The sequence below is a fragment of the Streptomyces lienomycini genome (assembly GCF_027947595.1).
GTDB classification, from domain to species: Bacteria; Actinomycetota; Actinomycetes; order Streptomycetales; family Streptomycetaceae; genus Streptomyces; species Streptomyces lienomycini.
Genome location: NZ_CP116257.1, coordinates 1,004,807 through 1,027,451, shown reverse-complemented (window position 1 = coordinate 1,027,451; position 22,645 = coordinate 1,004,807). Strand labels below are relative to the sequence as shown.

23 protein-coding genes are annotated in these 22,645 nt (G+C 72.0%); 9 read left to right on the top strand and 14 right to left on the bottom strand.

The window, feature by feature from the left end; genetic code table 11:
- Window positions 1-12: 12 nt before the first annotated feature.
- A complete protein-coding gene (locus BJ961_RS04940) occupies window positions 13-249 on the bottom strand; it encodes a hypothetical protein (RefSeq protein WP_271320079.1) in 237 nt (78 codons plus the stop codon).
- Window positions 242-1,123 (bottom strand): mycothiol conjugate amidase Mca, encoded by an 882-nt coding sequence (gene mca, locus BJ961_RS04935; RefSeq protein WP_271320078.1) that lies wholly within the window; start codon window positions 1,121-1,123, stop codon window positions 242-244. The genes BJ961_RS04940 and mca overlap by 8 nt, the downstream gene beginning before the upstream one ends.
- A 181-nt stretch (window positions 1,124-1,304) precedes the next feature.
- Between mca and BJ961_RS04930 the strand changes: the two genes are divergently transcribed.
- On the top strand, window positions 1,305-1,703 hold the full coding sequence (locus BJ961_RS04930) for a DUF4307 domain-containing protein (RefSeq protein ID WP_271320077.1): 399 nt from the start codon (window positions 1,305-1,307) through the stop codon (window positions 1,701-1,703).
- Between the two features lie 180 nt (window positions 1,704-1,883).
- Window positions 1,884-2,381 carry a transcription elongation factor GreA gene (greA, locus tag BJ961_RS04925; protein WP_271320076.1) on the top strand — a complete coding sequence of 166 codons (498 nt, stop codon included), beginning with the start codon at window positions 1,884-1,886 and terminating at the stop codon, window positions 2,379-2,381.
- Between the two features lie 76 nt (window positions 2,382-2,457).
- On the opposite strand, the gene BJ961_RS04920 is transcribed toward greA, so the two are convergent.
- The 3 genes from BJ961_RS04920 to ilvA form a co-directional block, all read right to left on the bottom strand.
- Window positions 2,458-3,315: an ABC transporter permease gene (locus BJ961_RS04920; RefSeq protein ID WP_271320075.1), complete on the bottom strand. Its 858-nt coding sequence runs from the start codon at window positions 3,313-3,315 to the stop codon at window positions 2,458-2,460.
- A complete protein-coding gene (locus BJ961_RS04915) occupies window positions 3,312-4,319 on the bottom strand; it encodes an ATP-binding cassette domain-containing protein (RefSeq protein ID WP_271320074.1) in 1,008 nt (335 codons plus the stop codon). Before BJ961_RS04915 ends, BJ961_RS04920 begins: the two co-directional genes overlap by 4 nt.
- 170 nt (window positions 4,320-4,489) lie before the next feature.
- A complete protein-coding gene (gene ilvA, locus BJ961_RS04910; RefSeq protein WP_271320073.1) occupies window positions 4,490-5,719 on the bottom strand; it encodes a threonine ammonia-lyase in 1,230 nt (409 codons plus the stop codon).
- Between the two features lie 168 nt (window positions 5,720-5,887).
- On the opposite strand from ilvA, the gene BJ961_RS04905 reads away from it, so the two are divergent.
- The 3 genes from BJ961_RS04905 (at window position 5,888) to BJ961_RS04895 (ending at window position 7,374) form a co-directional block, all read left to right on the top strand.
- Window positions 5,888-6,397 (top strand): MarR family winged helix-turn-helix transcriptional regulator, encoded by a 510-nt coding sequence (locus tag BJ961_RS04905; protein WP_271416966.1) that lies wholly within the window; start codon window positions 5,888-5,890, stop codon window positions 6,395-6,397.
- Between the two features lie 112 nt (window positions 6,398-6,509).
- Complete coding sequence (locus BJ961_RS04900; RefSeq protein WP_271320072.1) at window positions 6,510-7,016, top strand: sigma factor-like helix-turn-helix DNA-binding protein; 507 nt, start codon at window positions 6,510-6,512, stop codon at window positions 7,014-7,016.
- A 100-nt stretch (window positions 7,017-7,116) separates the two neighbouring features.
- Window positions 7,117-7,374: a hypothetical protein gene (locus BJ961_RS04895; protein WP_271320071.1), complete on the top strand. Its 258-nt coding sequence runs from the start codon at window positions 7,117-7,119 to the stop codon at window positions 7,372-7,374.
- 13 nt (window positions 7,375-7,387) lie between these two features.
- Here BJ961_RS04895 and BJ961_RS04890 read toward each other — a convergent pair whose 3' ends face one another.
- Window positions 7,388-8,542 carry a cystathionine gamma-synthase gene (locus BJ961_RS04890; RefSeq protein WP_271320070.1) on the bottom strand — a complete coding sequence of 385 codons (1,155 nt, stop codon included), beginning with the start codon at window positions 8,540-8,542 and terminating at the stop codon, window positions 7,388-7,390.
- A gap of 96 nt (window positions 8,543-8,638) precedes the next feature.
- On the opposite strand from BJ961_RS04890, the gene BJ961_RS04885 reads away from it, so the two are divergent.
- Window positions 8,639-9,757 carry a hypothetical protein gene (locus BJ961_RS04885; RefSeq protein WP_271320069.1) on the top strand — a complete coding sequence of 373 codons (1,119 nt, stop codon included), beginning with the start codon at window positions 8,639-8,641 and terminating at the stop codon, window positions 9,755-9,757.
- A gap of 73 nt (window positions 9,758-9,830) precedes the next feature.
- Here the strand turns inward: BJ961_RS04885 and msrA are convergent, their stop codons facing one another.
- Window positions 9,831-10,343 carry a peptide-methionine (S)-S-oxide reductase MsrA gene (gene msrA, locus BJ961_RS04880; protein ID WP_271320068.1) on the bottom strand — a complete coding sequence of 171 codons (513 nt, stop codon included), beginning with the start codon at window positions 10,341-10,343 and terminating at the stop codon, window positions 9,831-9,833.
- A 122-nt stretch (window positions 10,344-10,465) separates the two neighbouring features.
- Here msrA and BJ961_RS04875 point away from each other — a divergent pair, with 122 nt between their 5' ends.
- Window positions 10,466-11,119, top strand: coding sequence for a hypothetical protein (locus BJ961_RS04875; protein WP_271320067.1), 654 nt, complete (start codon window positions 10,466-10,468; stop codon window positions 11,117-11,119).
- Between the two features lie 38 nt (window positions 11,120-11,157).
- Here BJ961_RS04875 and BJ961_RS04870 read toward each other — a convergent pair whose 3' ends face one another.
- A complete protein-coding gene (locus BJ961_RS04870; RefSeq protein WP_381157793.1) occupies window positions 11,158-11,790 on the bottom strand; it encodes an NADPH-dependent F420 reductase in 633 nt (210 codons plus the stop codon).
- 99 nt (window positions 11,791-11,889) lie between these two features.
- Here BJ961_RS04870 and BJ961_RS04865 point away from each other — a divergent pair, with 99 nt between their 5' ends.
- On the top strand, window positions 11,890-12,264 hold the full coding sequence (locus BJ961_RS04865) for a winged helix-turn-helix transcriptional regulator (RefSeq protein ID WP_271320065.1): 375 nt from the start codon (window positions 11,890-11,892) through the stop codon (window positions 12,262-12,264).
- A gap of 81 nt (window positions 12,265-12,345) precedes the next feature.
- Here the strand turns inward: BJ961_RS04865 and BJ961_RS04860 are convergent, their stop codons facing one another.
- A complete protein-coding gene (locus tag BJ961_RS04860) occupies window positions 12,346-13,740 on the bottom strand; it encodes a hypothetical protein (protein ID WP_271320064.1) in 1,395 nt (464 codons plus the stop codon).
- 138 nt (window positions 13,741-13,878) lie between these two features.
- On the bottom strand, window positions 13,879-14,493 hold the full coding sequence (locus tag BJ961_RS04855) for a TetR/AcrR family transcriptional regulator (RefSeq protein ID WP_443054608.1): 615 nt from the start codon (window positions 14,491-14,493) through the stop codon (window positions 13,879-13,881).
- Window positions 14,494-14,650: 157 nt separating this feature from the next.
- On the opposite strand from BJ961_RS04855, the gene BJ961_RS04850 reads away from it, so the two are divergent.
- Window positions 14,651-15,688 (top strand): aldo/keto reductase, encoded by a 1,038-nt coding sequence (locus tag BJ961_RS04850; RefSeq protein ID WP_271320062.1) that lies wholly within the window; start codon window positions 14,651-14,653, stop codon window positions 15,686-15,688.
- Between the two features lie 4 nt (window positions 15,689-15,692).
- Here the strand turns inward: BJ961_RS04850 and narI are convergent, their stop codons facing one another.
- Genes narI through BJ961_RS04830 form a run of 4 tightly spaced genes read right to left on the bottom strand, consistent with a single transcriptional unit; the run spans window position 15,693 to window position 22,406 of the window.
- Window positions 15,693-16,406, bottom strand: coding sequence for a respiratory nitrate reductase subunit gamma (gene narI, locus BJ961_RS04845; RefSeq protein ID WP_271320061.1), 714 nt, complete (start codon window positions 16,404-16,406; stop codon window positions 15,693-15,695).
- A complete protein-coding gene (narJ, locus tag BJ961_RS04840) occupies window positions 16,403-17,053 on the bottom strand; it encodes a nitrate reductase molybdenum cofactor assembly chaperone (protein ID WP_271320060.1) in 651 nt (216 codons plus the stop codon). The genes narI and narJ overlap by 4 nt, the downstream gene beginning before the upstream one ends.
- Window positions 17,050-18,696, bottom strand: a complete 1,647-nt coding sequence (gene narH, locus BJ961_RS04835; RefSeq protein WP_271320059.1) for a nitrate reductase subunit beta — start codon at window positions 18,694-18,696, stop codon at window positions 17,050-17,052. Before narH ends, narJ begins: the two co-directional genes overlap by 4 nt.
- A complete protein-coding gene (locus BJ961_RS04830) occupies window positions 18,696-22,406 on the bottom strand; it encodes a nitrate reductase subunit alpha (protein ID WP_271320058.1) in 3,711 nt (1,236 codons plus the stop codon). Before BJ961_RS04830 ends, narH begins: the two co-directional genes overlap by 1 nt.
- Window positions 22,407-22,645: the final 239 nt, after the last annotated feature.

The window sequence follows — 22,645 nt, the reverse complement described above, 5'->3', positions numbered from 1 at the left end:
CGCGCGGGGAGGCTAGCCGCGCTGGGGCTTCGCCTCACCGCCGCCGGGAGTCTCGGCGTCCCGGGGCTCCTTGAAGTCGACCTTGCCCATGTGCCGGTTCATGGACTTCATCAGACCCCACACCGCCAGGGCCATCACCGCGAACACGATGAACCCGAGGACGCCGGGGGTGACCTTGTCCTCGTCGAGTTCGGCGAGGGTGACGAGGTGCGTCATTGCCAGGCTTGCGCTTGCACTCATGTCAGGCATTGTCCCGGATGCCCGCGAAGAGGTCGTCCTCGGGGAGGGAGGTTTCCACGAGGGACTTGGCCAGCTCGTACTCCTCGGTGGGCCAGACCTCCTTCTGGATCTCCATCGGCACCCGGAACCAGCCGCCGTCGGGGTCGATCTGGGTGGCGTGCGCGATCAGCGCCTTGTCCCGGGTCTCGAAGAAGTCCGCGCAGGGCACGTGCGTGGTGAGGGTGCGCTCCTTGCGCTCGAACTCCGCCCAGCGCTTGAGCCAGTCCTCGTAGGGCGACTCCAGGCCGCGCTCCAGGAGCGCGTTGTGCAGCGCCTCGGTGCGGGGCCGGTTGAAGCCCTGGTTGTAGTAGACCTTCTGCGGCTGGTACGCCGGTCCGTACTCGCCCTCCGGGTACTTCCCGGTGTCGGCCGCGCCCTCGAACGCCACCATCGTGATCTTGTGGGTCATGATGTGGTCGGGGTGCGGGTACCCGCCGTTCTCGTCGTAGGTGGTGATCACCTGGGGCCGGAAGGAGCGGATCTTCCGCACCAGTTCACCGGCGGCCTTGTCGACGTCCTCCAGGGCGAAGCAGCCCTCCGGCAGCGGGGGCAGCGGGTCGCCCTCCGGCAGGCCGGAGTCGACGAAACCGAGCCACTCCTGCCCCACGCCCAGGATCTCCCGGGCCTCGTCCATCTCCTTCCTGCGCACCTCGTGGATGTTCTCCTCGATGTACGCGTCGCCCTGGAGCTTCGGGTTCAGGATGGAGCCGCGCTCTCCGCCCGTGCAGGTCACGACCAGCACGTCCACCCCTTCGGACACGTACTTCGCCATGGTGGCCGCGCCCTTGCTCGACTCGTCGTCGGGGTGGGCGTGGACGGCCATCAGTCGCAGCTGGTCAGTCAAGACTCAATCCTCGGTCGGTCGGCGCCCCGGCGTGCAGCGGCGCGATGTGAAGGTGCCGCCCCGTAGGGGCGTCGTTGAAGGGCGGCGGTCGGGTGGCGGGCGGGAGGCTTCTATAGTGACCGAATCGGGAGCGGAATAATTCCGGAGCCCGGCAAGCCCCGGTCCCGCGGAGAGGACGATCATGAGCACGGCGAGCACGCGGACGCCTCAGGGTCGCTACGGCCGCTCCTCGGACGAGCAGGCCGACCGCACGCTCAAGGTCGTCGGCGCCGTGCTCGGTGCCCTCCTGCTCGCGCTGATCGGCTGGTTCGGCTACCACTACGTCGGCCAGAACAAGATCAGCGGTGAGCTGATCGGTTTCGAGCTCGCCGAGGACTCGGTGCAGGTGCACCTCGAGGTCCGCAAGGACGCCGGTGTGACCGGCTACTGCACCCTGCGCTCGCAGTCGGAGGACGGCGACGAGGTGGGCCGGGCCGACTTCCGCTTCGACGGGGACGACACCCGCATCGACCGGGTCGTCACCCTGCGGACCAAGGCCGCGGGTACGTCCGCGGAGCTGCTCGGCTGCCACCCGGAGTGATCCAGCGGGTCCCACCGGGGCCGATACCTGACGCCTGACCTGCGGTGACATGAATCTGGCGGCTTATGTCCTCCCCCTTTGGCCACTCAATTGTTAGGCTCGTGGTTTCGCCCTTCCGTGAAGGAACATCCTTCTGGGTAGGGCGTTGATTTGTATTCCCAGCACCAACGAGGAGCACCCGTGACCCAGACCAGCGAGAACGTCACCTGGCTGACCCAGGAGGCGTACAACAAGCTCAAGGAGGAGCTTGAATACCTTACTGGTCCTGCGCGCACCGAGATCTCTGCCAAGATCGCCGCGGCTCGCGAGGAGGGGGACCTGCGTGAGAACGGCGGGTACCACGCGGCGAAGGAGGAGCAGGGCAAGCAGGAGCTCCGCGTGCGCCAGCTGACCCAGCTGCTGGAGAGCGCCAAGGTGGGCGAGGCCCCCGCCGCCGACGGCGCGGTGGCGCCCGGCATGGTCGTCACGATCGCCTTCGACGGTGACGAGGACGACACGCTGAGCTTCCTGCTCGCCTCGCGCGAGTACGCGAGCTCGGACATCGAGACCTACTCTCCGCAGTCCCCGCTGGGCTCGGGCGTCATCGGCCACAAGGTCGGCGAGGACGCGCAGTACGAGCTGCCCAACGGCAAGCCGGCCAAGGTGAAGATCCTCAAGGCCGAGCCGTACAACGGCTGACCCGGCCGACCGGCAGACCGGTCGCCCGACGGTGGTCGAGAGCCCCCGGCGTCCCCGTGACGCCGGGGGCTCGTCGTCAGGTGCCGGCCGAGCGGTACTTGCGCACCGCCAGCGTCCGGAAGACGGCGACGATCAGGACGGACCAGAGCGCCGAGGCCCAGACCGGGTGCTGCATGGGCCAGGCGTCGGACTGCACCACTCCCGGGCTGCCGAACAGCTCGCGGCAGGCCTGCACCGTGGCGCTGAAGGGATTCCACTCGGCGACGTGCCGCAGCCAGGGCGTCATCTGGGTGGGGTCCACGAAGGCGTTCGACACGAACGTCACCGGGAACAGCCAGATGATCCCTCCCGAGGTCGCCGCCTCGGGTGTGCGCACGGCGAGGCCGATCAGCGCCCCGATCCAGGTGAAGGCGTATCCCAGCAGCAACAGCAGGCCGAAGCCGGCGAGGATCCGGCCGACGTTCGTCGGGTCGGCGGTGCCGGTGCGCCAGCCCACGATCAGCGCGACCGCGGCGAGGACGAGCAGGGTGATGGCCGTCTGCACGAGGTCCGCGACGGTGCGGCCGGTCAGCACCGCGCCACGGGCCATCGGCAGTGAGCGGAAGCGGTCGACCAGCCCCTTCTGCATGTCGTCGGCGATACCGGCCGCCGATCCGGCGGTGGCGAAGGTGACGGTCTGCGCGAAGATGCCGGCCATCAGGAAGTCCTTGTAGACGTCCGCGTCGGTGGTGTTCCCGATCTTCATCGAGCCGCCGAAGACGTAGGTGAAGAGGATCACGAACATCACCGGCTGGATGACCCCGAAGAGGACCATCTCCGGGATCCTGGTCATGCGGATCAGGTTTCTGCGGGCGATGACCAGCGAGTCCCGGACGGACTGGCCGATGGGGTTGGCGGACGCCGTGACCGGCGCCGTGTCGGTGGCGGCGCTCACGTGGCGGCCTCCTTCTCCTGGTCGTGGCCGGTCTCGTCCGCCGACTCGTCCGCCTCGCCCTCGGCTTCGGCCACGTGGCCGGTGAGGGAGAGGAAGACGTCGTCGAGGGTGGGGCGGCGCAGGCCGATGTCGTCGATCTCGATGCCGCGGGCGTCGAGTTCGCGGATGACCTCGGCGAGCAGCTTCGCGCCGCCGGTGACGGGGACGGTCAGCTTGCGGGTGTGCTCCTCGACCGTGGTCGCGCCCTTGCCGAACCCGGCGAGGACGTCGGCGGCCGTCCCCATGTGGCCGCGCTCGTGGACCACGACCTCGACGCGCTCTCCCCCGGTGCGCGCCTTGAGCTGGTCGGAGCTGCCGCGGGCGATGACACGGCCGTGGTCGACGACCGCGATGTCGTGGGCGAGGTGGTCGGCCTCCTCCAGGTACTGCGTGGTCAGCAGCAGGGTCGTACCACCGGCGACCAGCTGTTTGATGACCTCCCACAGCTCCTGCCGGTTGCGCGGGTCGAGGCCGGTCGTCGGTTCGTCCATGAACATGACGGGCGGGGAGACGACCAGGGCGGCAGCCAGGTCGAGGCGGCGGCGCATGCCTCCGGAGTAGGTCTTGGTGGGGCGGTCGGCGGCGTCCGCGAGATGGAACTGGTCGAGCAGCTCACCGGCCCGGGCCTTCGCGGCCTTGCCCTTCATCTGGTAGAGCTGGCCGACCATCCGCAGGTTCTCCCGGCCGGTCAGGTATTCGTCGACCGCCGCGAACTGGCCGGAGAGGCCGATGGAACGCCGCACCTCGTTGGGCTGCCTGAGGACGTCGATGCCCGCGACGACCGCCTTGCCGCGGTCGGGGCGCAGCAGGGTCGTGAGGCAGCGGACGGCGGTGGTCTTGCCCGCGCCGTTCGGCCCGAGCAGGCCGAGGACCGTGCCTTCGGGGACATCGAGGTCGACGCCGTCCAGAGCCCTTACGTCGCCGAAGGTCTTCACCAGGCCTTCGGCATAGATGGCGCCTGGCATATGAGTCTCCACGTCGTCGGGGATTCTTCGAGAAGCCTAGGTTTGTCCGTTTCGCCGCGCTCAGCGAGCGACGCACGACACACCATAACGCGATGTATCGCGTCTCACAACGCACTTCCCCGAACGAGTGACGAAGCGGTGCCCGGCCGCGGCTCGGCGGTGCGGTGGGCTCAGGCGATGACGGTGTACCCCGACTCCCGCAGCGCACGGCCGACCTCGGCGCAGTGCTCCGGGCCCTTCGTCTCCAGGTGCAGTTCGACCTCGGCCTCCGTGAGCCCGAGCCGCGGATGGGTGCGGACGTGACTCACGTCGAGGACGTTGGCGTCGACCACCGACAGGACCCCGAGCAGCGTGGCCAGAGCGCCCGGCCGGTCCGTCAGCCGCAGCCGCACCGCCAGATAGCGGCCCTGCGCGGCCATGCCGTGCCGCAGCACGCCCTGCATGAGCACGGGGTCGACGTTGCCGCCGGACAGGACCGCCACCACCGGCCCCGCGAAGGCGTCCGGCTCGCTCAGCAGCGCCGCCACCGGACTCGCCCCGGCCGGCTCCACGACCAGCTTGGCCCGCTCCAGGCACAACAGCAGCGCGGTGGACAGCGCGTCCTCGGAGACCGTGCGGACCTCGTCCACCAGCTCGCGGACGATCCGGAACGGCACGTCACCGGGCCGCCCCACCTTGATGCCGTCGGCCATCGTCGCCGGGTTCTCGACGGCCACCGGGCGCCCCGCGGCCAGCGAGGGCGGGTACGCCGCCGCGCCCTCCGCCTGCACGCCCACGATCCGCACGTCCGGCCGCAGCGCCTTCACGGCGACCGCGATCCCGGCCGCCAGTCCGCCGCCGCCGATGCCGACCACGACCGTCCGCACCTCGGGGCACTGCTCCAGGACCTCCAGCCCGACCGTGCCCTGGCCCGCGATGACGTCGGGGTGGTCGAAGGGGTGGATGAACACGGCGCCGGTCCGCTCCGCGTACTCCTGCGCGGCGGCCAGCGTCTCGTCGACGACCTGTCCGTGCAGCCGCACCTCGGCGCCGTAGTCCCGGGTCGCGCTGATCTTCGGCAGCGGGGCGCCCTTCGGCATGAACACCGTCGAGCCCACCCCGAGCAGCGACGACGCCAGTGCCACGCCCTGCGCGTGGTTGCCCGCGCTCGCCGCCACCACACCGGCGGCCCGCTGCTCGGGCAGCAGCCCGGCGATGCGCACATAGGCGCCGCGCAGCTTGAACGAGCCCGTCCGCTGGAGGTTCTCGCACTTGAGGTGCACCGGCGAGCCGACCAGCTGGGACAGGTGCCTGCTGCCCTCCATCGCCGTCACCCGTGCCACGCCCGAGAGCATCTTCTGGGCGCCGCGCACGTCGTCGAGGGTGACGGGTCCGACGAGGGAGGCCGTGCTGTAGCTCATACCTCCAGCATCGCAGTTCACAAGCGCCGAAGACCGCTGTGACCAACCTCCGAGACCCGCTTTGCCCAGCGCGGGTACGCCTCGCCGCCCGGCCGCGTACCCTGTCCCCCAATCAGCAGCCCTCCACGAAGTGAGCCCCCGGCCATGCCCACAACACCTGAAATGTCGATGGACATGACGACCGCCGGTGACACCGGTCTTCTCGAGACGCTCCAGCACGAGGTCGCGCTCTTCGCCCGCCGCGCCGAACAGACCCGGCTCGGCGGGGTGGGTCAGGTGCGCAACTCCATGGACCGCGCCGCGTACCTGCTGCTCAACCGCCTCGACAAAGAGGGCCCGATGGGCGTGAAGGCGCTCGCCGCGAGCATGGGGATCGACTCCTCGACCGTCACCCGGCAGGTGGCGCCGCTCGTCGACACCGGGCTCGTCAAGCGGACCTCCCACCCCGAGGACGGACGCGCGGTGGTCCTCCAGCTGTCCCCGCGCGGCGTGGCGCGGCTGGAGGAGGTCCGCTCCTCCCGGCGTCAGCTCATGGCCGAGCTGACCCGCGACTGGGCGCCGGAGGAGCGCGAGGTGTTCTGCGCGCTCCTCACCCGCTTCAACGGCGCCCTGTCCGCCCGTACGGCCCCGTCGGGCGTGTCGGGCGTGTCGGGCACGGATGCGCCGTCGGGTTCCTGAAGGGCACTTCACGCGCTTTCGGGACCGGTTCCCACCGCACTCTTGACCGACGGGCCGCCCCTGGCCTGATATGAGACCCCAGGGGTCGTCGCCAGGCAGGGCGGGAGGCGCGGTGCGAGAACGGCATGCGTCCCACCACGTCCACCGGGCCCGCGAGTTCGAGGCGTTCGTCGCGGGCGCGGCGGGGCGCCTGCTGCATGCCGCCACCCTGCTCACCGCCGAGGCACCGGACGTCAACCCGCGCGCGCGGCGCCTGCTGGCGCTGAGTCTGGCCCACACGTACGCGTGCTGGGACCGGCTGCACGGGGAGGACCCGTACGACCGCGCCCGGCAGTACCTGGCCACCCGTTTCGCCCGCGAGGCCTGGCACCGGTACGGCGTCCTCGGCCGGGCCCGCCGGCCGCCCGCCGGCCCCTTGGGCGGGCTCACTCCGCAGGAACGCCTGATCCTGGTGCTGCGGTTGTACGAGGGGGTCGCCGAGGAACAGGCGGCGGCACTCCTCGGTCTGCCCGTGGAGCGGGTACGGACGGTCTGCGACCGGGCGACGACCGCCCTGCTGCGGCCGCCCGCCGCACGGGCCCGCCCGGTGGCGGCGGAGGCGAAGGCCGCGACGCCATGACGAGTACGGCGGTCCGCACCCGCGCGGGGAACGGCGGCACACGCGCGTGGAGCACCCGCGCTCGCGCTTCCACGCGCGCGTGGAACATCGGGAGGCGTCGGTGAACCGCCCCCGGCGGGAGGCCGCGGCCCGGCGGATCATGGAGCAGTCGCCGCCGCGGGTGCCGCCCGAGCTGTACGCGGACGCCCTGCGCCGAGGCGGCCGCATGCTGCGGCGCAGGACGGCCGCCCGCCGCCTGATGTGGCTGCTGCTGGCGGCCGCGGCCGCGGCCTTCACGGTGTGGGCGCTGACCGTCCAGCCGTGGGTGGCGCCGCCCTCGGAGACGACCCCACCCGTGACGGGCTGGGAGGGCTGGTGAGCCCGCTCCTCGGCTAGCCGAGCGCCTGCTGGAGGTCCGCCAGCAGGTCGTCCACGTTCTCGATGCCGACCGACAGGCGCACCAGGTCCGCGGGCACCTCCAGGGCGGAGCCCGCCGCGGAGGCGTGCGTCATCCGGCCCGGGTGCTCGATCAGCGACTCGACACCGCCGAGGGACTCGCCGAGCGTGAAGACCTTCGCGCGGTCGCACACCGCGACGGCGGCCTGTTCGCCGCCCTCGACGCGGAAGGACACCATGCCGCCGAACGCCTTCATCTGCTTGGCCGCGACCTCGTGCCCCGGGTGCTCGGGCAGCCCCGGGTAGAGCACACTCGTCACGCGCGCGTGCCGGGAGAGCATGTCGGCGACCTTGGTCGCGTTCTCGCTGTGCCGGTCCATGCGCACCGCGAGGGTCTTGGTGCCGCGCAGCACCAGCCAGGAGTCGAAGGGCCCGGCGACCGCGCCCATGGCGTTCTGGTGGAACGCCAGTTCCTCGCCCAGTTCCCGGTCGTCGACGATCAGCGCGCCGCCGACGACGTCCGAGTGACCGCCCATGTACTTGGTGAGCGAGTGCACGACGACGTCCGCGCCGAGCGCCAGCGGCTGCTGCAGGTACGGCGTGGCGAAGGTGTTGTCGACGACGAGCCGGGCTCCGGCGTCCCGGGCGACCTGGGCGACGGCGGCGATGTCGGTGATGCCGAGCAGCGGGTTGGAGGGCGTCTCCACCCACACCGCCTTGGTCTTCGGGGTGAGCGCGGCCCGCACGGCGGCGGGGTCGCTCGTGTCGGCCACCGACCACTCGACGCCCCACCGGGTGGCGACCTTGGCGAAGAGGCGGAAGGTGCCGCCGTACGCGTCGTTCGGGATCACCACGTGGTCGCCGGGGCGCAGCAGCGTACGCAACAGGCAGTCCTCGGCCGCCAGTCCGGACGCGAAGGCGAGGCCGCGCCGTCCGCCCTCCAGGGCGGCGAGGTTCTCCTCCAGGGCGGTGCGGGTGGGGTTGGCGCTGCGGCTGTACTCGTAGCCGCCGCGCAGCCCGCCGACGCCGTCCTGCTTGTAGGTGGACACCTGATAGATCGGCGGGACGACCGCGCCCGTCAGGGGATCGGCGGTGTTGCCCGCGTGAATCGCGAGCGTCTCGAAGTGCTGACTGATGTGCCTGTCGCTCATGGGCACCGAGGGTAGCCGTGCGGAACGCCTCCCGCGTTTTCCACAGGGCGGGGGACGGGTTGGCCAATTGTCGGCGGCGTCTGGTTCGCTTGTGGCATGGAGATTCTCTGGGTCCTGATGGCGCTGGTCATGCTCGGCTTCGTGCTGCTCCAACTCTCGCGGCGCCGACGCGGCGCGGTCGGCCTGGTCGAGCCCGGCCACCCGGACGCCGCCGACCCGGCGAACTACGGCTTCGCCCGCGAGGAGGAGCTGGACGTCCGCATGCCCGGCCCGGACCAGGACCTGCTGGACGTCCTCGACCTGGTGCAGCGCACCCAGGACTACCGGGGGGCGCAGCAGCTGCTGGCCGGCACGGAGGCGAAGGGCGAGCGGCGCTGGCAGCGCGTGCAGGCCTTCGCGGGCGCCGCGTCGCTGGAGCTGCGGCAGCGGCCCGGCGGTGTCGGGGAGACGCCGGGCGGGCAGTGGCTGCGGGTGTGGCGGGCCGAGGCGCCCAAGGACGCGGGCGGCGCGGCGGTGCACGCCGAGTTCCTGGTGCAGCAGGCGTGGCGTACGTCCACGGCGGGTTCGGACGACTTCCGGATCATCATGGAGGAGGCGAGGGCGGCCTGCGGTGAGGCGGCCCTTCTCGCGCCCGGGGACCCGATCCCGTACATCGTCGAGCTGTCGGTGGCCCGCGGTCTCGGCTATTCGCGCGAGGAGTTCGAGCAGCTCTGGCTGAAGATCCTGGACCGCGCCCCCCATCACATGGGCGCGCACCTGGCCGCGCTGCAGTACTGGTGCGAGAAGTGGCACGGCTCGCGCGCGCTGGCGTACTCCTTCGCCGAGGCGGCCGCCGCCCGCGCCCCGCGGGGCTCCCTGCTGGCGGCGATGCCGCTCTTCGCGGTCTTCGAGCACCTGCCGGAGGTCAATCTGGTCAGCGGCTTCTACCAGAGCGAGGTCGTGACCAAGGCCGTCCACGGGGCCCTGCACGCCGTCCACTCGGCCGGCCCGGACGATCCCATGCAGGCGCACGTCCGCCATCTGCTGGTCTTCTTCCTGGTCCGCGGGGAGCGCTGGGCCGAGGCGATGAACCAGCTGATGGCCATCGACGGTCACGTCGGTGCCCTGCCCTGGACGCTGTCCCCCGACCCGGCGGCCGAGTTCGCGGTCTACCGCGCGCTCGCGGTGGCGGGGTACGAGGCGAACGGCGGCAGTCCGGCGACGCTGCCGCACTGAGGGTCTCCATGAGAACGGTCCGGCCGGGAAACCCCGGCCGGACCGTGTCGCACCGTCTTCCCCGCGCGGGCTCTCAGCCCTGGGTGCGGGCGGGCAGCCGCCATCCCGGGCGCGGGAAGTGGCAGGTGTACCCCTCCGGGTAGCGCTGGAGGTAGTCCTGGTGCTCGGGCTCGGCCTCCCAGAAGGGGCCGACCGGCTCCACCTCGGTGACGACCTTGCCGGGCCACAGCCCGGAGGCGTCCACGTCCGCGATGGTGTCCTCGGCGGTCCGCTTCTGCTCGTCGTCCACGTAGTAGATCGCCGAGCGGTAGCTGAGGCCGATGTCGTTGCCCTGGCGGTTCGTGGTGCTCGGGTCGTGGATCTGGAAGAAGAACTCCAGGATCGCGCGGTAGTCGGTCACCTCGGGGTCGAAGAGGATCTCGATGGCCTCCGCGTGCGTGCCGTGGTTGCGGTACGTCGCGTTCGGCACGTCGCCCCCGGTGTAGCCGACCCGGGTCGCGGTCACGCCCGGGAGCCGACGGATCAGCTCCTCCATGCCCCAGAAGCACCCGCCTGCCAGCACGGCCCTCTGCGTCTGCGCAGCCATTGCGGCCCTCCAAAATTCTCTCGACCCGGTCGTTCGGAGCACTCGGCCCGCACGTCACCGGCCTCCGTCTCCACCCTGTGTCCAACACACCGGGCTCCTCAACGATTCCGAAAGGCCCAGCCTTGAAGCAAGTCGCCGGTGAACCGGCAGAACCGGAGATCTCCGCCTACCAGCGGGCACTGCGTGACCGATTGCTCGCTGCCCCCGTCGTCCCCGCGCCTGCGCCCTGGCGGCCCGTGTTCGCGTACGCGTACGGGGTCCCGGTCGGCGGGCTCCTCGGTATCGGCTTCGCCACCCACCCTCAAAACGGCCATGACCTGGTCATGGTCGTCTCGCACGACGGCCACGGCCTCTTCGACGCCGTCACCGGGGAGAAGATCGCCAGGGACCGCGACCCCGACCCCGAGGACAGCACGCCCGACGCGGTCGCCGACCTGTCCTGCCCCGGGCTGGGGCCGGTCGCCGGGGTCCGCGTACGCATCGCGGGGCTCTTCGGCGGCGGGCTGCACACCACCACCGGGGACGGCTGGACCCTGGAGGTGGTCGCCCCGGCCTGGCCGAACGACCGCGTCCTGCTGTCCCGCGACGGTGGGCTCCCCCACGCCGGTCCGCACGCAGAGACGTGGTGGCACATCTTCCACGCGGACTACTCCACGTTCCGCGCAGGCGGGTTCTCGCCTTCAGGGCAGACGCTTGCCGTGGCGACGAGCAGCGACCTGTCGCTGTGGACACGCGGGAACGGCGACAACTGTCCGCACGGCCCGAGGCCCGACTGAGGCGGAGTGCCGACCGGACCCGTCTCCCCCGCCCCGGGTCACGGCGCCACCCGGGGGATCGCGGAGTTGGGGTCGGTGCCCGCGAAGGCCAGTGCGATGACGAAGCCGGCGACTTCTTCCAGTTGGCGGACGCGGTCGAGCCCGCCGAGAACCGCCGGGGCGGCACCCACGTCACGGACCAGCGACCCGACGACGTCCAGCGCTGCCGGGTCGTCGCCGCACATCGCCACCGTCGCCCGGGGTTCGCCGTGCGGGTCGGTCCACCGGGCCGCGGGGAAGAGGTGGAACGCCTTCACGACCCGGGCTCCCGGAGCGAGGCGGGCGATCCGTCCCGCCATCGACTCCCCGTCCCCGGTGAGCAGCGTGCCGACGCCGTGCAGGGTGGCGTTCGTGGGGTCGATCAACGGCGTGCCCGCGAGCGCGCCGTCGGACGCGCCGGCCGATGCCAGCATGTCCTCGACGCCGTCGAAGGAGACGGCGAGCAGCACCGCGTCGCGTCCGGCGGCCGTCTCGCGCGGCGTCGCGGCGCGTGTTCCGCGGCCCAGCCGCTCGGCGAGTTCCCTCGCCCGGGTCTGCGACCGCCCGCCGATCACCACCGTGTGCCCTGCCCGTGTCCAGCCCTCGCCCAGGGCCGCCGCCAGCGTCCCCGTGCCCAGGATTCCGATGCGCATCCGTCTCTCCCTCTCCCGTGCGGTCGGTCGGAAGGCCACGCTAGGGAAGGCGTTACGCACCGACCGGTGCGTGACGGACACGCGAGGATGGGCTGCGAGATGACCGATCACGACGTCCACTGCTACGAGTTGGTCGCCGACTGCCGTCTGCGCGCCGCCACCGATCTCTTCGCCCACACCTGGGACCCCGTGGTGCTCGCGGCACTTCGCGTGGGGCCCCGTCGGCGCCGCGAGCTGCGTGCCGCGATCGGCGGCATCAGCGACAAGGTGCTGACCGACTCCCTGCACCGTCTGCTCACCGGCGGGTTGGTCGCGCGCCAGGCACACGCCGAGGCTCCCCCTCGCGTCGACTACACGCTGACCCGTCTCGGCCGGAGCCTGGTCGAGGGCCCGATGACGGCGCTGGGGCGCTGGGCGGTCGAACACGGCGACGAACTCCTCGAAGCTCAGGAGAGCGGTACCGGAGGTCTTTGAGCGAGGCGTGAGGGGAGTCAAGCCGTCGTTACCCGCGGATGACGTACCGCTGCTGCGGACGAACCACCGCGGCGGTACGGCTCAGCGGGGTACGCCCACCGCGTCCAGGTACCGGTGCATGGCTTCCACGGGCAGGCTCGCGTTGGTCAGCGCGCGGGAGGAGAGTCCCGGGTCCTCGCAGCTGCGCAGGATGAGCGCGACCGGCAGCGCGGGGTGCGCGGCCGCCATGGCACGTACGCGCCCGTCGGAGTCGGCGAGCAGGCGGGTCACGATGTCCACGGGCGCTTCGGGGTCGAGCCCCACCAGCACTCGCCTCTCCGGACGGGGGTCGTCGGCGAAGCGCTCACCGTTGCCCGCGCTCGGGAAGTTCGGGTGGCGCAGCAGCGCGCCCTTGGTGATGACCTCGCAGTCCAGGTACGTCTGCAGCACCACTTCGCCGTCGACGGCCGGCTGGTTCTCGCACAGCAGGAGCCGCACGGCGTAGTCGTCGTCCTCGGCGAGGAGGGCGACGGCGTCGGCGGGGAGGTGCGGGCTGAGGGCGGCGCTGCGCCGTAGCAGGCTGTTGGCCGACTTGGCGCACTGCCGCAGGACGTCCGGGTCGTCGCAGAGGCGGACCCACTCGACGGGCTGGAGGCGGTCGGACGGCTTGATGGTGACGTCGACGGCGCGGCGTTCGCTCTCCGTCAGCTCCGGCCGTACCGACACCGCCAGCCGGACGCTGTGCGCCTCGTCGTCCGTCAGGGTTCGGACGATGTCGACGGGGACGGCGAGGTTCGCCGCCAGTTCGCGCCGGTCGGCCTCTTCACCGCTGGTCGCGAGGCGTTCGGCGGTCGTGGTCGTCATCGCACCGCGGCGGATCACCTGGTGCCGGTCGAAGGAACCCGACCCGGTGTCGAGGAGGAGGTCCGTCCAGTGCGCGTCGTCGCGGCAGGCCCTCGTCATCGCCGCCTTGCGGACTCCGTCGTCGGCGTCCTGGAGCAGTCGGTGCCGGGCGTCCTCGGAGAGCAGGGACCACTGGCCGCAGGCCGCTCGCCGAAGGCCGGCTTCCGGATGACCGGCGAGTCCGGCGACCAGGTCGGGGTCCGTGTGACGGCAGAAGGCCGCGCTCTCGCGGACCAGGGGGTCCGGATCGGCGAGCAGGCGACGCTGGACGGACCGGGGCAGGGGTGGCGCGGGGACCCGGAACCAGTCCGGTCCCTCGGCCAGTTCCCGGCGGACGCGCGCGTCGGGGTCGTCCACCAGCCTGGCGCGTTGTTCCGCCGCCACCGCGACGTTCGCCGTGAACGCGGCCCGCACCCTGCGGTCGGGGTGTGCGAGGACGGCGTCGATCACCTGGTCCGGCAGGGCACGCCAGGCGACGATGCTCCAGGCCGCGGCGGCTTCCGTGCTCAGCAGCCTGATCAGGACCTCGGCCGGTGCCGCCGGGTTGTGGGCGATCGCGGTGAGAGTCTCTCGCGGGCGGCAGTCCTGGTCCATGGTCCCCCTGTCGGCCGGCGAACGTCGTCGGCCACCGGATTGTGCGCGCGGGGCCGGTGCGGGGTCAACGCCGGCGATCATGCCGGGCCGGGTGCGGGCCGGCCCGCCGTACGCGGCCGGCCGGGGCGTCCCGCCCCGTCAGTCGCGGCGCCGCAAGCCCGCGATCAGCACCCCCACCAGCTGCCGGGCGTCGTAGCGCGGGTCGGGGGTCTCCGCGCCGATGCAGAGGTTGCCGACGCCGCGCATGAGGGCGAGCGCCGGTACGTCGGTGTGGATCTCGCCGGAGGCGGTCGCGGCGGTGAGGAGGTCGGTGCAGACGGGGACCAGGCGGTCGAGGAAGTACGCGTGGAGGGTCTCGAAGCCCGCGTTGTCGGCCTGGAGGACCGCGGCGAGGCCGTGCTTGGTGACGAGGAAGTCGACGAACAGGTCGACCCAGCTCGCGAGTGCGGCGTACGGCGTCGGGCTGCTCGCCAGCAGGGCGGGGCCGGCCTCGGCGCAGGCCTCCACCTGGTGCCGGTAGACGCCGATGATGAGGTCCGCGCGGGTGGGGAAGTGGCGGTAGATCGTGGCCGTGCCGACGCCGGCCTCGGCCGCGATGTCGCGTACGGGTGCCTCCACGCCCGACCTGACGAACACCGCGGCGGCCGCGTCGAGCAGGTTCTTCTCGTTGCGCCGGGCGTCCGCGCGCTTGGGCCGGGAGGCCGCCTGCTCCGTCGTCGCTTCGCCGTCCGTCGTCGCTTCGCCGTCCTTCACCGCGCCGTTCCCTTCACCGGTTGATAAACGGGACACCGTTCCGTATCGTTGGGCGAGTAAACGGGACGGCGTTCCGCTTGGTCTTCTCATGATGCCAGAGCGCCGGGTCCGCCACCAAGTCATACCTCGCCACACTTGTGGCAGTGGAGGAATCGTCATGCAGTACCGCACCTTGGGCCGCACCGGTGTGCAGGTCAGCTCGCTCGCGCTCGGCGCCATGAACTTCGGCAGCATCGGGCGCACCACCCAGGACGAGGCCACCGCCATCGTCGACGCGGCCCTGGAGGCCGGGATCAACCTCATCGACACCGCCGACATGTACAGCGGCGGCGAGTCGGAGGAGATGGTCGGCAAGGCCATCGCCGGGCGCCGGGACGACATCGTGCTGGCCACGAAGGCCAACATGCCGATGAGCGACGAGCCCAACCACCAGGGCTCCTCGCGCCGCTGGCTGGTCACCGAGCTGGACAACAGCCTGCGCCGCCTCGGCGTCGACCACGTCGACCTCTACCAGATCCACCGCTGGGACCCGCGGACGAGCGACGAGGAGACGCTGTCCGCGCTCACCGACCTGCAGCGCGCGGGGAAGATCCGGTACTTCGGATCCTCGACCTTCCCCGCGTACCGCGTCGTCGAGGCCCAGTGGGCCGCCCGCGAGCACCGGCTGGGCCGGTACGTCACCGAGCAGCCCAGCTACTCCATCCTCCAGCGCGGCATCGAGAGCCACGTACTGCCCGTGACCGAGCAGTACGGGCTCGGCGTGCTGGCGTGGAGCCCGCTGGCCTCGGGCTGGCTGTCGGGGGCGGTGCGCGCGGGGCGGGACGTCGCCACGCACCGGTCGGCGTTCATGCCCGAACGCTTCGACACCACCGTGCCCGCCAACCGGACCCGGCTGGACGCCGTCGAGAAGCTCGCCGCGGTCGCCGACGAGGCCGGGCTGACCCTGATCCAGCTGGCGCTCGGCTTCGTCACCGCGCACCCGGCCGTCACCGCCGCGCTCGTCGGACCCCGCACCCTGGACCACCTCCACTCCCAGCTCGCCGCCGCCGACACCGTCCTCCCGGACGACGTCCTCGACGCGATCGACGCGATCGTGGCTCCCGGCACCGACCTGGCCGCGCACGAGAAGTTCGACGCCACGCCCGCGCTGCTCGACCCGGCACTGCGCCGCCGCCGTCACCACGCGGCCCGCTGAGCGGTCAGCCCCCCGGCCGGCCCGCCCCCACCTCGCCGCGCCCCCGGTGGCGGTAGACGACGTACGGCCGCACCACGTACCCCAGCGGTGCCGTGAAGGCGTGGATGAGGCGGGTGAAGGGCCAGAGGGCGAAGAGGGCCATGGCGAGGAGTGCGTGCAGGCGGTAGACCAGGGGGGCCTCGGCCATGGCGGTCACGTCGGGGGCCAGCGTGAACAGGCTGCGGAACCAGACGGAGACGCCGAGACGGTAGTCGTACGTCGACGCGGCGGTCGCGCCGGACACGGTCGCCGTCAGTCCGGCGAGGACGACCGTGACCAGCACCGGGTAGACGACGCGGTCGCTGCGGCTGGTCGCGGCCCGGATCGCGGGGGTGCGCAGCCGCCGGTACAGGAGAAGGGCGAGGCCCGCCAGGGTCGCCAGGCCCGCCGTGCCGCCCGCGAGGAGGGCGTTGGCGTGGTAGAGGCGCTCGCTGACGTGGAGGCGGTCGGTCAGCCACTCGGGGACCAGGAGTCCGGCGACATGGCCCGCGATCACGAACAGCAGGCCGTAGTGGAAGAGCGGGCCGCCGACGCGCAGCAGCCGGCTCTCGTGCAGCTGGCTGGAGCGGGTGGTGAAGCCGAACCGGTCGTAGTGGTAGCGCCAGGCCGTGCCCGCCACCAGCACCACCAGGGTCAGGTAGGGCAGGACACCCCACAGGGCGGTGTGCAGGTGCTTCATCGGCGTGCTCCTTGGTCGTCCGACCGGGGCCGGGCGGGGAAGGGGGCCAGGGGTTCCAGGCCCACCGCCTCGGTCGGCGGGCCGGTACGGGTCAGGCGCAGCGCCTCCTCGCGGCTGGCCGGTGCCTGGCCCGGCAGGCACCGGCAGACGGCCTGGAGGAGGTGGGCGTGGGGACTGCGGTGGGCTTCGAGCGCGTAACGCAGGACCTCGATCGCCGCGCGGTAGTCGGTCAGCAGGGCGGTGCCGGCCTCGGGGACGCGGGCGGCGAACTCCAGCATCAGCGGCAGGAAGTCCGGCAGTTCGTCGTCCGGGGGCAGCCAGCCGTGGGTGCGGTACTCGGACTTGATGCGGGCCAGGGCGGCGCCCCGGCGGCGGGTGTCGCCGTCGGTGTAGTAGGTGAGGTAGAGGCAGCGGCGGCGGCTGCGGTCGAAGGTGGCGACGTAGCGGGCGGCGAGGGTCAGGGGGTCTTCCCGCTCGGCCTCGGCGCAGAAGGAGAGCAGGAGCCGGATCTCGCCGCCGGGCAGTCCGGCGACCGTCTCGCGGACGGTGCGCGGGCGGCGGGGCCAGTCCTGGTCGGGGTAGCCCAGCAGCAGTGCCGCGGCCTGGAAGACGACCGGGGCGGTGGCGGTGTGCGCGGTACGGCTCACAGCTCGGGCTCCGTCCGCGCGGCGCCGCGGGCCCGGGGGAAGAGGCCGTTGGGGCGTCCCTTCCCGTTCCAGTTCAGGAGGTTGACCCGGCCGCGCAGGGCCGTGGAGGCGCCCGCGGCGGGGGGTGCGGTGGGGGGCGCGTGGAAGGTGTCCGGGTCGAAGCCCGCGCCCTCGCCCCCCGGCATCATGCCGGGCCCGCCCTCGCCGTCCAGGCTGCAGCCGCCGCCCGTCCCGCCGGGGTCGGGGACGGCGCCGGTGTAGGTGGTCGGGATGACGTACCGCTCGTCGTACTTGGCGAGGGCGAGCAGCCGGTACAGCTCCAGGACACCCGCCTCGTCCAGTCCGACCGCCTCGGCGATCCGCGGGTCCTGTTCCTCGCCGAGGTTGACGCGCCGCATGTGGGAGCGCATCGCGGCCAGCCGGCACAGGGCGGCCTCGACGGGGCCGGGGTCGCCCGCGGTGAAGAGTTCGGCGAGGTAGCCGAGGGGGATGCGCAGCGTGTCGATCGCGCCGAACAGCGCGGCCGGGTCCTCCCCGTCGTGTCCGGTGCCGGTGAGGGCGTCGACGACGGGGGAGAGCGGCGGGACGTACCAGACCATCGGCATCGTCCGGTACTCCGGGTGCAGCGGGAGCGCGACGCGGTACCGGGTGATCAGTGCGCGTACCGGGGAGCGGCGCGCGGCCTCGACCCAGTCGTGCGGGATGCCGGACGCCTCGGCCGCGCGGGCCACCTCGGGGTCGTCGGGGTCGAGGAAGCAGCCGAGCTGGGCCTCGTACAAGTCCTTCTCGTCGGTGACGGAGGCGGCGGCGCCGACCTTGTCCGCGTCGTAGAGCATGACGCCGAGGTAGCGCAGCCGGCCGACGCAGGTCTCGGAGCAGACGGTGGGGTCGCCGGCCTCGATGCGCGGGTAGCAGAAGGTGCACTTCTCGGCCTTGCCGGTGGAGTGGTTGAAGTAGACCTTCTTGTACGGGCAGCCGCTGACGCACATCCGCCAGCCCCGGCAGCGGTCCTGGTCGACCAGGACGATGCCGTCCTCGACGCGCTTGTACAGGGCGCCGGAGGGGCAGACGGCGACGCAGGACGGGTTGAGGCAGTGCTCGCAGATGCGGGGCAGGTAGAACATGAACGCCCGCTCGTAGTCGAGGCGGACCTTCTCGCTCATCCGGGCGAGCAGCGGGTCGGCGGCGAGCTGGTCGGGGCCGCCGCCGAGGTCGTCGTCCCAGTTGGGGCCCCAGGTGATCTCGGTGGGGCGGCCGTCGATCCGGGAGCGGGGCGGGGCGGTGGGGATGTCGTCGCCGAGGGGGGCGGTGGTGAGGTTCTCGTAGTCGTAGGTCCAGGGCTGGTAGTAGTCGTCCAGGGTGGGGAGTTCCGGGTTGGCGAAGAGGCGGGCCAGGCGCCGGGCCCGGCCGCCGCTGCGCGGGACGAGGCGCCCGCCCTTGAGCCGCCAGCCGCCCTTCCACTTGTCCTGGTCCTCGTGGCCTCGGGGGTAGCCCTGGCCGGGGCGGGTCTCGACGTTGTTGAACCAGACGTACTCGGTGCCGGTGCGGTTGGTCCAGGTCTGCTTGCAGGTGACCGAGCAGGTGTGGCAGCCGATGCACTTGTCGAGGTTCATGACCATCGCCACCTGTGCCATGACGCGCATCAGTACGTGACCTCCTGGGAGCGGCGCCGGATGGTGGTGACGGCGTCGCGCTGGTTGCCGGTCGGGCCGTAGTAGTTGGGGGCGAAGGAGAGCTGGCCGTAGCCGCCGATGAGGTGGGTGGGCTTGACGAGCAGCTTGGTGAGGGAGTTGTGGACGCCGCCGCGGCGGCCGTTCGCCTCCGACTTGGGGACGTTCACCAGGCGTTCCTGCACGTGGTACATGAGCACCGTGCCGTCCGGGATGCGGTGCGAGACGATCGCGCGGGCGACGACGACGCCGTGGGCGTTGACGGCCTCCACCCAGTCGTTGTCGGCGGCGCCGATCGCGTCGGCGTCGGCGGGGCTCATCCAGATGACGGGGCCGCCGCGGGCCAGGGTCTGCATCAGCAGGTTCTCCTGGTACTCGCTGTGGATGGACCACTTGGCGTGCGGGGTGAGGTAGCGGACGGTCACCGCCCGCCCGTCGCCCGTCGCCGTCGGGGCGTCGCCCAGCTCGGCGAGGTTCAGCGGCGGCCGGTAGACGGGGAGTTGTTCGCCCAGCTCGGCCATCCAGTCGTGGTCGACGTAGAAGTGCTGGCGGCCGGTGAGGGTGTGCCAGGGCTTCTTGTGCTCGGTGTTGACGGTGAAGGGCGAGTAGCGCCGGTCGGGTGCCTCCTTGCCGGACCACTCGAAACTGGCCCCGACCTGCACGGGCCGCTCCTGGGTGTCGGAGAAGACCACGCGCCGCTCCCCCACCGACGCGGCCAGCTCCGCGAGTCCGGCACCGGGGCCGACGCGGTCGGCGAGGCGGTCGAAGCCCTCGGCGGCGAGGCGGCCGTTGGTGGTGCCGGACAGGGCGAGGATCGCCTCGCAGAACTTGACGTCGGTGTCCAGCAGCGGACGCCCGTGAGCCGGCCCGGCGGGGGCGGTGCCGCAGCGCGCGGCGAGCCACCGGGACTCCTCGTGCGGGTTGACGGTGACGCCCTTGACGGTCATGCCGTGCTCCTCGGCCAGCGGCCCGAAGGCGGCGAGCCGGTCGGCGACGGCCGTGTAGTCCCGTTCGACGAGGGTGACGTTCGGGGCGTTGCGGCCCGGCTCGACGGGGGTGCGTCCGTCGCGCCAGTCGACGACCCGGCCGCCGGGCTGGGCCGTCTCGCCGGGGGTGTCGTGCTGGAGGGCGGTGGCGACCAGGTCGTACGCCGTGTCGAGGCGGCCGGCGGCGAGTTCGCTCAGGCGGCGGGCGAGGGAGTGGAAGATCTCGAAGTCGGTGCGGGCCTGCCACGGCGGGTTGATCGCGGGGCTGAAGGCGTGCACGAAGGGGTGCATGTCCGTGGAGGACAGGTCGTGCTTCTCGTACCAGGTGGCGGCGGGCAGCACGACGTCGGAGAAGAGCGTCGTGGAGGTCATCCGGAAGTCGAGGCTCAGCAGCAGGTCGAGCTTGCCCTGCGGGGTTTCGTCGTCGCGCCAGGCCACGGAGCGCGGCCGGTGCTCGGGCGGCGTCTCGTCGCTGGTGGCGCCGTCCCGGGCGCCGAGCAGGTGGCGCAGGAAGTACTCGTTGCCCTTGGCGGAGGAGCCGATGAGGTTGGCCCGCCACACGGTCAGGACGCGGGGCCAGTTGCGGGGCGCGTCGGGGTCCTCGCAGGCGAAGTCCAGGTCGCCGGAGCCGATCCGGTCCGCGATCCAGTCGGCCGGTTCCTGGCCGCTCTCGCGGGCGCGGCGGCCGAGGTCGAGCGGGTTGGCGTCGAAGGTCGGGTACGACGGCATCCAGCCGAGCCGCGCGGACTGGGCGACCAGGTCGGCGGTGTGCAGCCCGGCGAGGGTGCCCGGGGCCGTGGGCGAGGCGAGGGCGTCGGCGGAGTGGGCCTCGTGACGCCACTGGCCGCTGTGCAGGTACCAGTACGGGGTGCCCGCCATCTGACGGGAGGGCCGCACCCAGTCGGCGGCCGTGGAGAGTTGCTGCCAGCCGGTGTAGGGGCGGACCTTCTCCTGGCCGACGTAGTGCGCCCAGCCGCCGCCGTTGACGCCCTGGCAGCCGGTGAGGATGAGCAGGGAGAGGAAGGAGCGGTAGATGGTGTCGGAGTGGAACCAGTGGTTGGTCCCGGCGCCCATGACGATCATGCAGCGGCCGCGGGTCTGTTCGGCGGTGCGCGCGAACTCCCGGGCGGCACGGATCGCGGCGGCGGCCGGGACGGAGGTGATGCGCTCCTGCCAGGCGGGGGTGCAGGGCTCGTCCGTGTCGTCGTAGCCCGTCGGCCACCGACCGGCGAGGCCGGGGCGGGCGACGGCGTACTGGGCGAGCAGCAGGTCGTAGACGGTGGTGACGAGCCGGCCGCCGATCTCCCGGGCCGGTACGCCGCGCGCGACGGTGGCGCCCGGTTCGTCGAAGCGGGGCAGCAGCACCTCGACACCGTTGTCACCGCGGCCGCCCGTGTGGCCGTGCAGACTGAGCAGCGGATCGACCCCGCCCAGGTCGAGGTTCCAGCGCCCCTCGCCGCCCTTGCCCCACCGGTCGCCGAGGGTGCCGTTCGGTACGACCACGTCGTCGGTGTCGGCGTCGATCAGCACCGGCATCCAGGCCCGCGCCCCGGCGTCGGCGTGCCGGCCGAGCCCGAGGTCGGCGGCGGTGACGAACTTGCCGGGCGTCCACCGGCCCTCCGGGTGCTCGTCGAGGGCGACGAGGAAGGGCAGGTCGGTGAAGCGCTTGACGTAGTCGGTGAAGTACGGGACCTGCCGGCGCACGAAGAACTCGGTGAGCAGCACGTGCCCCATCGCCATGGCGAGCGCCCCGTCGGTACCCGGGTGCGGGTGCAGCCACTCGTCGGCGAACTTGGTGGCGTCCGCGTAGTCCGGCGAGACGACGACGACCTTCTGGCCCCGGTAGCGGGCCTCCGCCATCCAGTGGGCGTCGGGGGTGCGGGTGACGGGGACGTTGGAGCCCCACAGCATCAGGTAGGCCGCGTCCCACCAGTCGCCCGACTCCGGTACGTCGGTCTGGTCGCCGAAGACCTGCGGGGAGGCGATCGGCAGGTCGGCGTACCAGTCGTAGAAGGAGATCATCGGGGCGCCGATGAGGGAGTGGTAGCGGGCGCCGACCGCGTGCGAGGCCATGGACATGGCGGGGATGGGCGAGAACCCGGCGACGCGGTCGGGTCCGTACTCGGCGATGGTGTGCACCTGGGCGGCGGCGGCGATCTCCAGCGCCTCGTCCCAGTCGACGCGGACGAAGCCGCCGTGCCCGCGGGCGCGCTGGTAGCGGCGCCGCTTGTCGGGGTCGGAGGTCAGCTCGGCCCAGGCGGCCACGGGGTCGCCACCGTGCCGGCGTTTGGCGTCCCGGTACATTTCCACGAGGACACCGCGGGCCAACGGATGGCGAACGCGGGTGGGCGAGTAGGTGTACCAGGAAAAGGAAGCGCCGCGCGGACAGCCGCGCGGCTCGTACTCGGGCCGGTCGGGGCCGACGCTCGGATAATCCGTCTGCTGGGTCTCCCAGGTGATCAGACCGTCCTTGACGTACACCTTCCACGAGCAGGAACCCGTGCAGTTGACGCCGTGCGTGGAGCGCACGACTTTGTCATGCGCCCACCGCTCTCGATAAGGACTGTCATTCACTTTCTGGTCCGTGCGGTACACGGCCCTCAGATCGAGGGTGGTCGGGGACTTCCGCAGCAGCTGACCGGCCTTCAGCAGCCGGTCCGCGGCGTCGGCCGCGGCCTTCGCCCTGCTTCGCACCACGTTGCCATCTCCTTGCGAACGCGACGGAGCAATGCCCGATCCGTTTCGGCGGGCACGCTGTATGCCGCTTTCAGCATCTCGCCGAAATTCACTGCAGAAACGGTATTTCAGTACCCTTTGCGGAGGTGGGGGCGAAGGTTTTGGTCCGCTTTGCAATTGTTGTCATGCGCATATTCTTCGGCTACGGCGACTTTCGGCCAGAAATACCGGAAGAACTCATACGGTCATGCTCTGCGCCA

What these genes read in the sequence shown, in the direction of transcription:
- BJ961_RS04940 (WP_271320079.1), bottom strand. Translation starts at nt 249, where the DNA reads ATGCCTGACATGAGTGCAAGCGCAAGCCTGGCAATGACGCACCTCGTC.
- BJ961_RS04930 (WP_271320077.1), top strand. Translation starts at nt 1,305, where the DNA reads ATGAGCACGGCGAGCACGCGGACGCCTCAGGGTCGCTACGGCCGCTCC.
- BJ961_RS04915 (WP_271320074.1), bottom strand. Translation starts at nt 4,319, where the DNA reads ATGCCAGGCGCCATCTATGCCGAAGGCCTGGTGAAGACCTTCGGCGAC.
- ilvA (WP_271320073.1), bottom strand. Translation starts at nt 5,719, where the DNA reads ATGAGCTACAGCACGGCCTCCCTCGTCGGACCCGTCACCCTCGACGAC.
- BJ961_RS04905 (WP_271416966.1), top strand. Translation starts at nt 5,888, where the DNA reads ATGGACATGACGACCGCCGGTGACACCGGTCTTCTCGAGACGCTCCAG.
- BJ961_RS04890 (WP_271320070.1), bottom strand. Translation starts at nt 8,542, where the DNA reads ATGAGCGACAGGCACATCAGTCAGCACTTCGAGACGCTCGCGATTCAC.
- BJ961_RS04885 (WP_271320069.1), top strand. Translation starts at nt 8,639, where the DNA reads ATGGAGATTCTCTGGGTCCTGATGGCGCTGGTCATGCTCGGCTTCGTG.
- msrA (WP_271320068.1), bottom strand. Translation starts at nt 10,343, where the DNA reads ATGGCTGCGCAGACGCAGAGGGCCGTGCTGGCAGGCGGGTGCTTCTGG.
- BJ961_RS04870 (WP_381157793.1), bottom strand. Translation starts at nt 11,790, where the DNA reads ATGCGCATCGGAATCCTGGGCACGGGGACGCTGGCGGCGGCCCTGGGC.
- BJ961_RS04865 (WP_271320065.1), top strand. Translation starts at nt 11,890, where the DNA reads ATGACCGATCACGACGTCCACTGCTACGAGTTGGTCGCCGACTGCCGT.
- BJ961_RS04860 (WP_271320064.1), bottom strand. Translation starts at nt 13,740, where the DNA reads ATGGACCAGGACTGCCGCCCGCGAGAGACTCTCACCGCGATCGCCCAC.
- BJ961_RS04850 (WP_271320062.1), top strand. Translation starts at nt 14,651, where the DNA reads ATGCAGTACCGCACCTTGGGCCGCACCGGTGTGCAGGTCAGCTCGCTC.
- narI (WP_271320061.1), bottom strand. Translation starts at nt 16,406, where the DNA reads ATGAAGCACCTGCACACCGCCCTGTGGGGTGTCCTGCCCTACCTGACC.
- narH (WP_271320059.1), bottom strand. Translation starts at nt 18,696, where the DNA reads ATGCGCGTCATGGCACAGGTGGCGATGGTCATGAACCTCGACAAGTGC.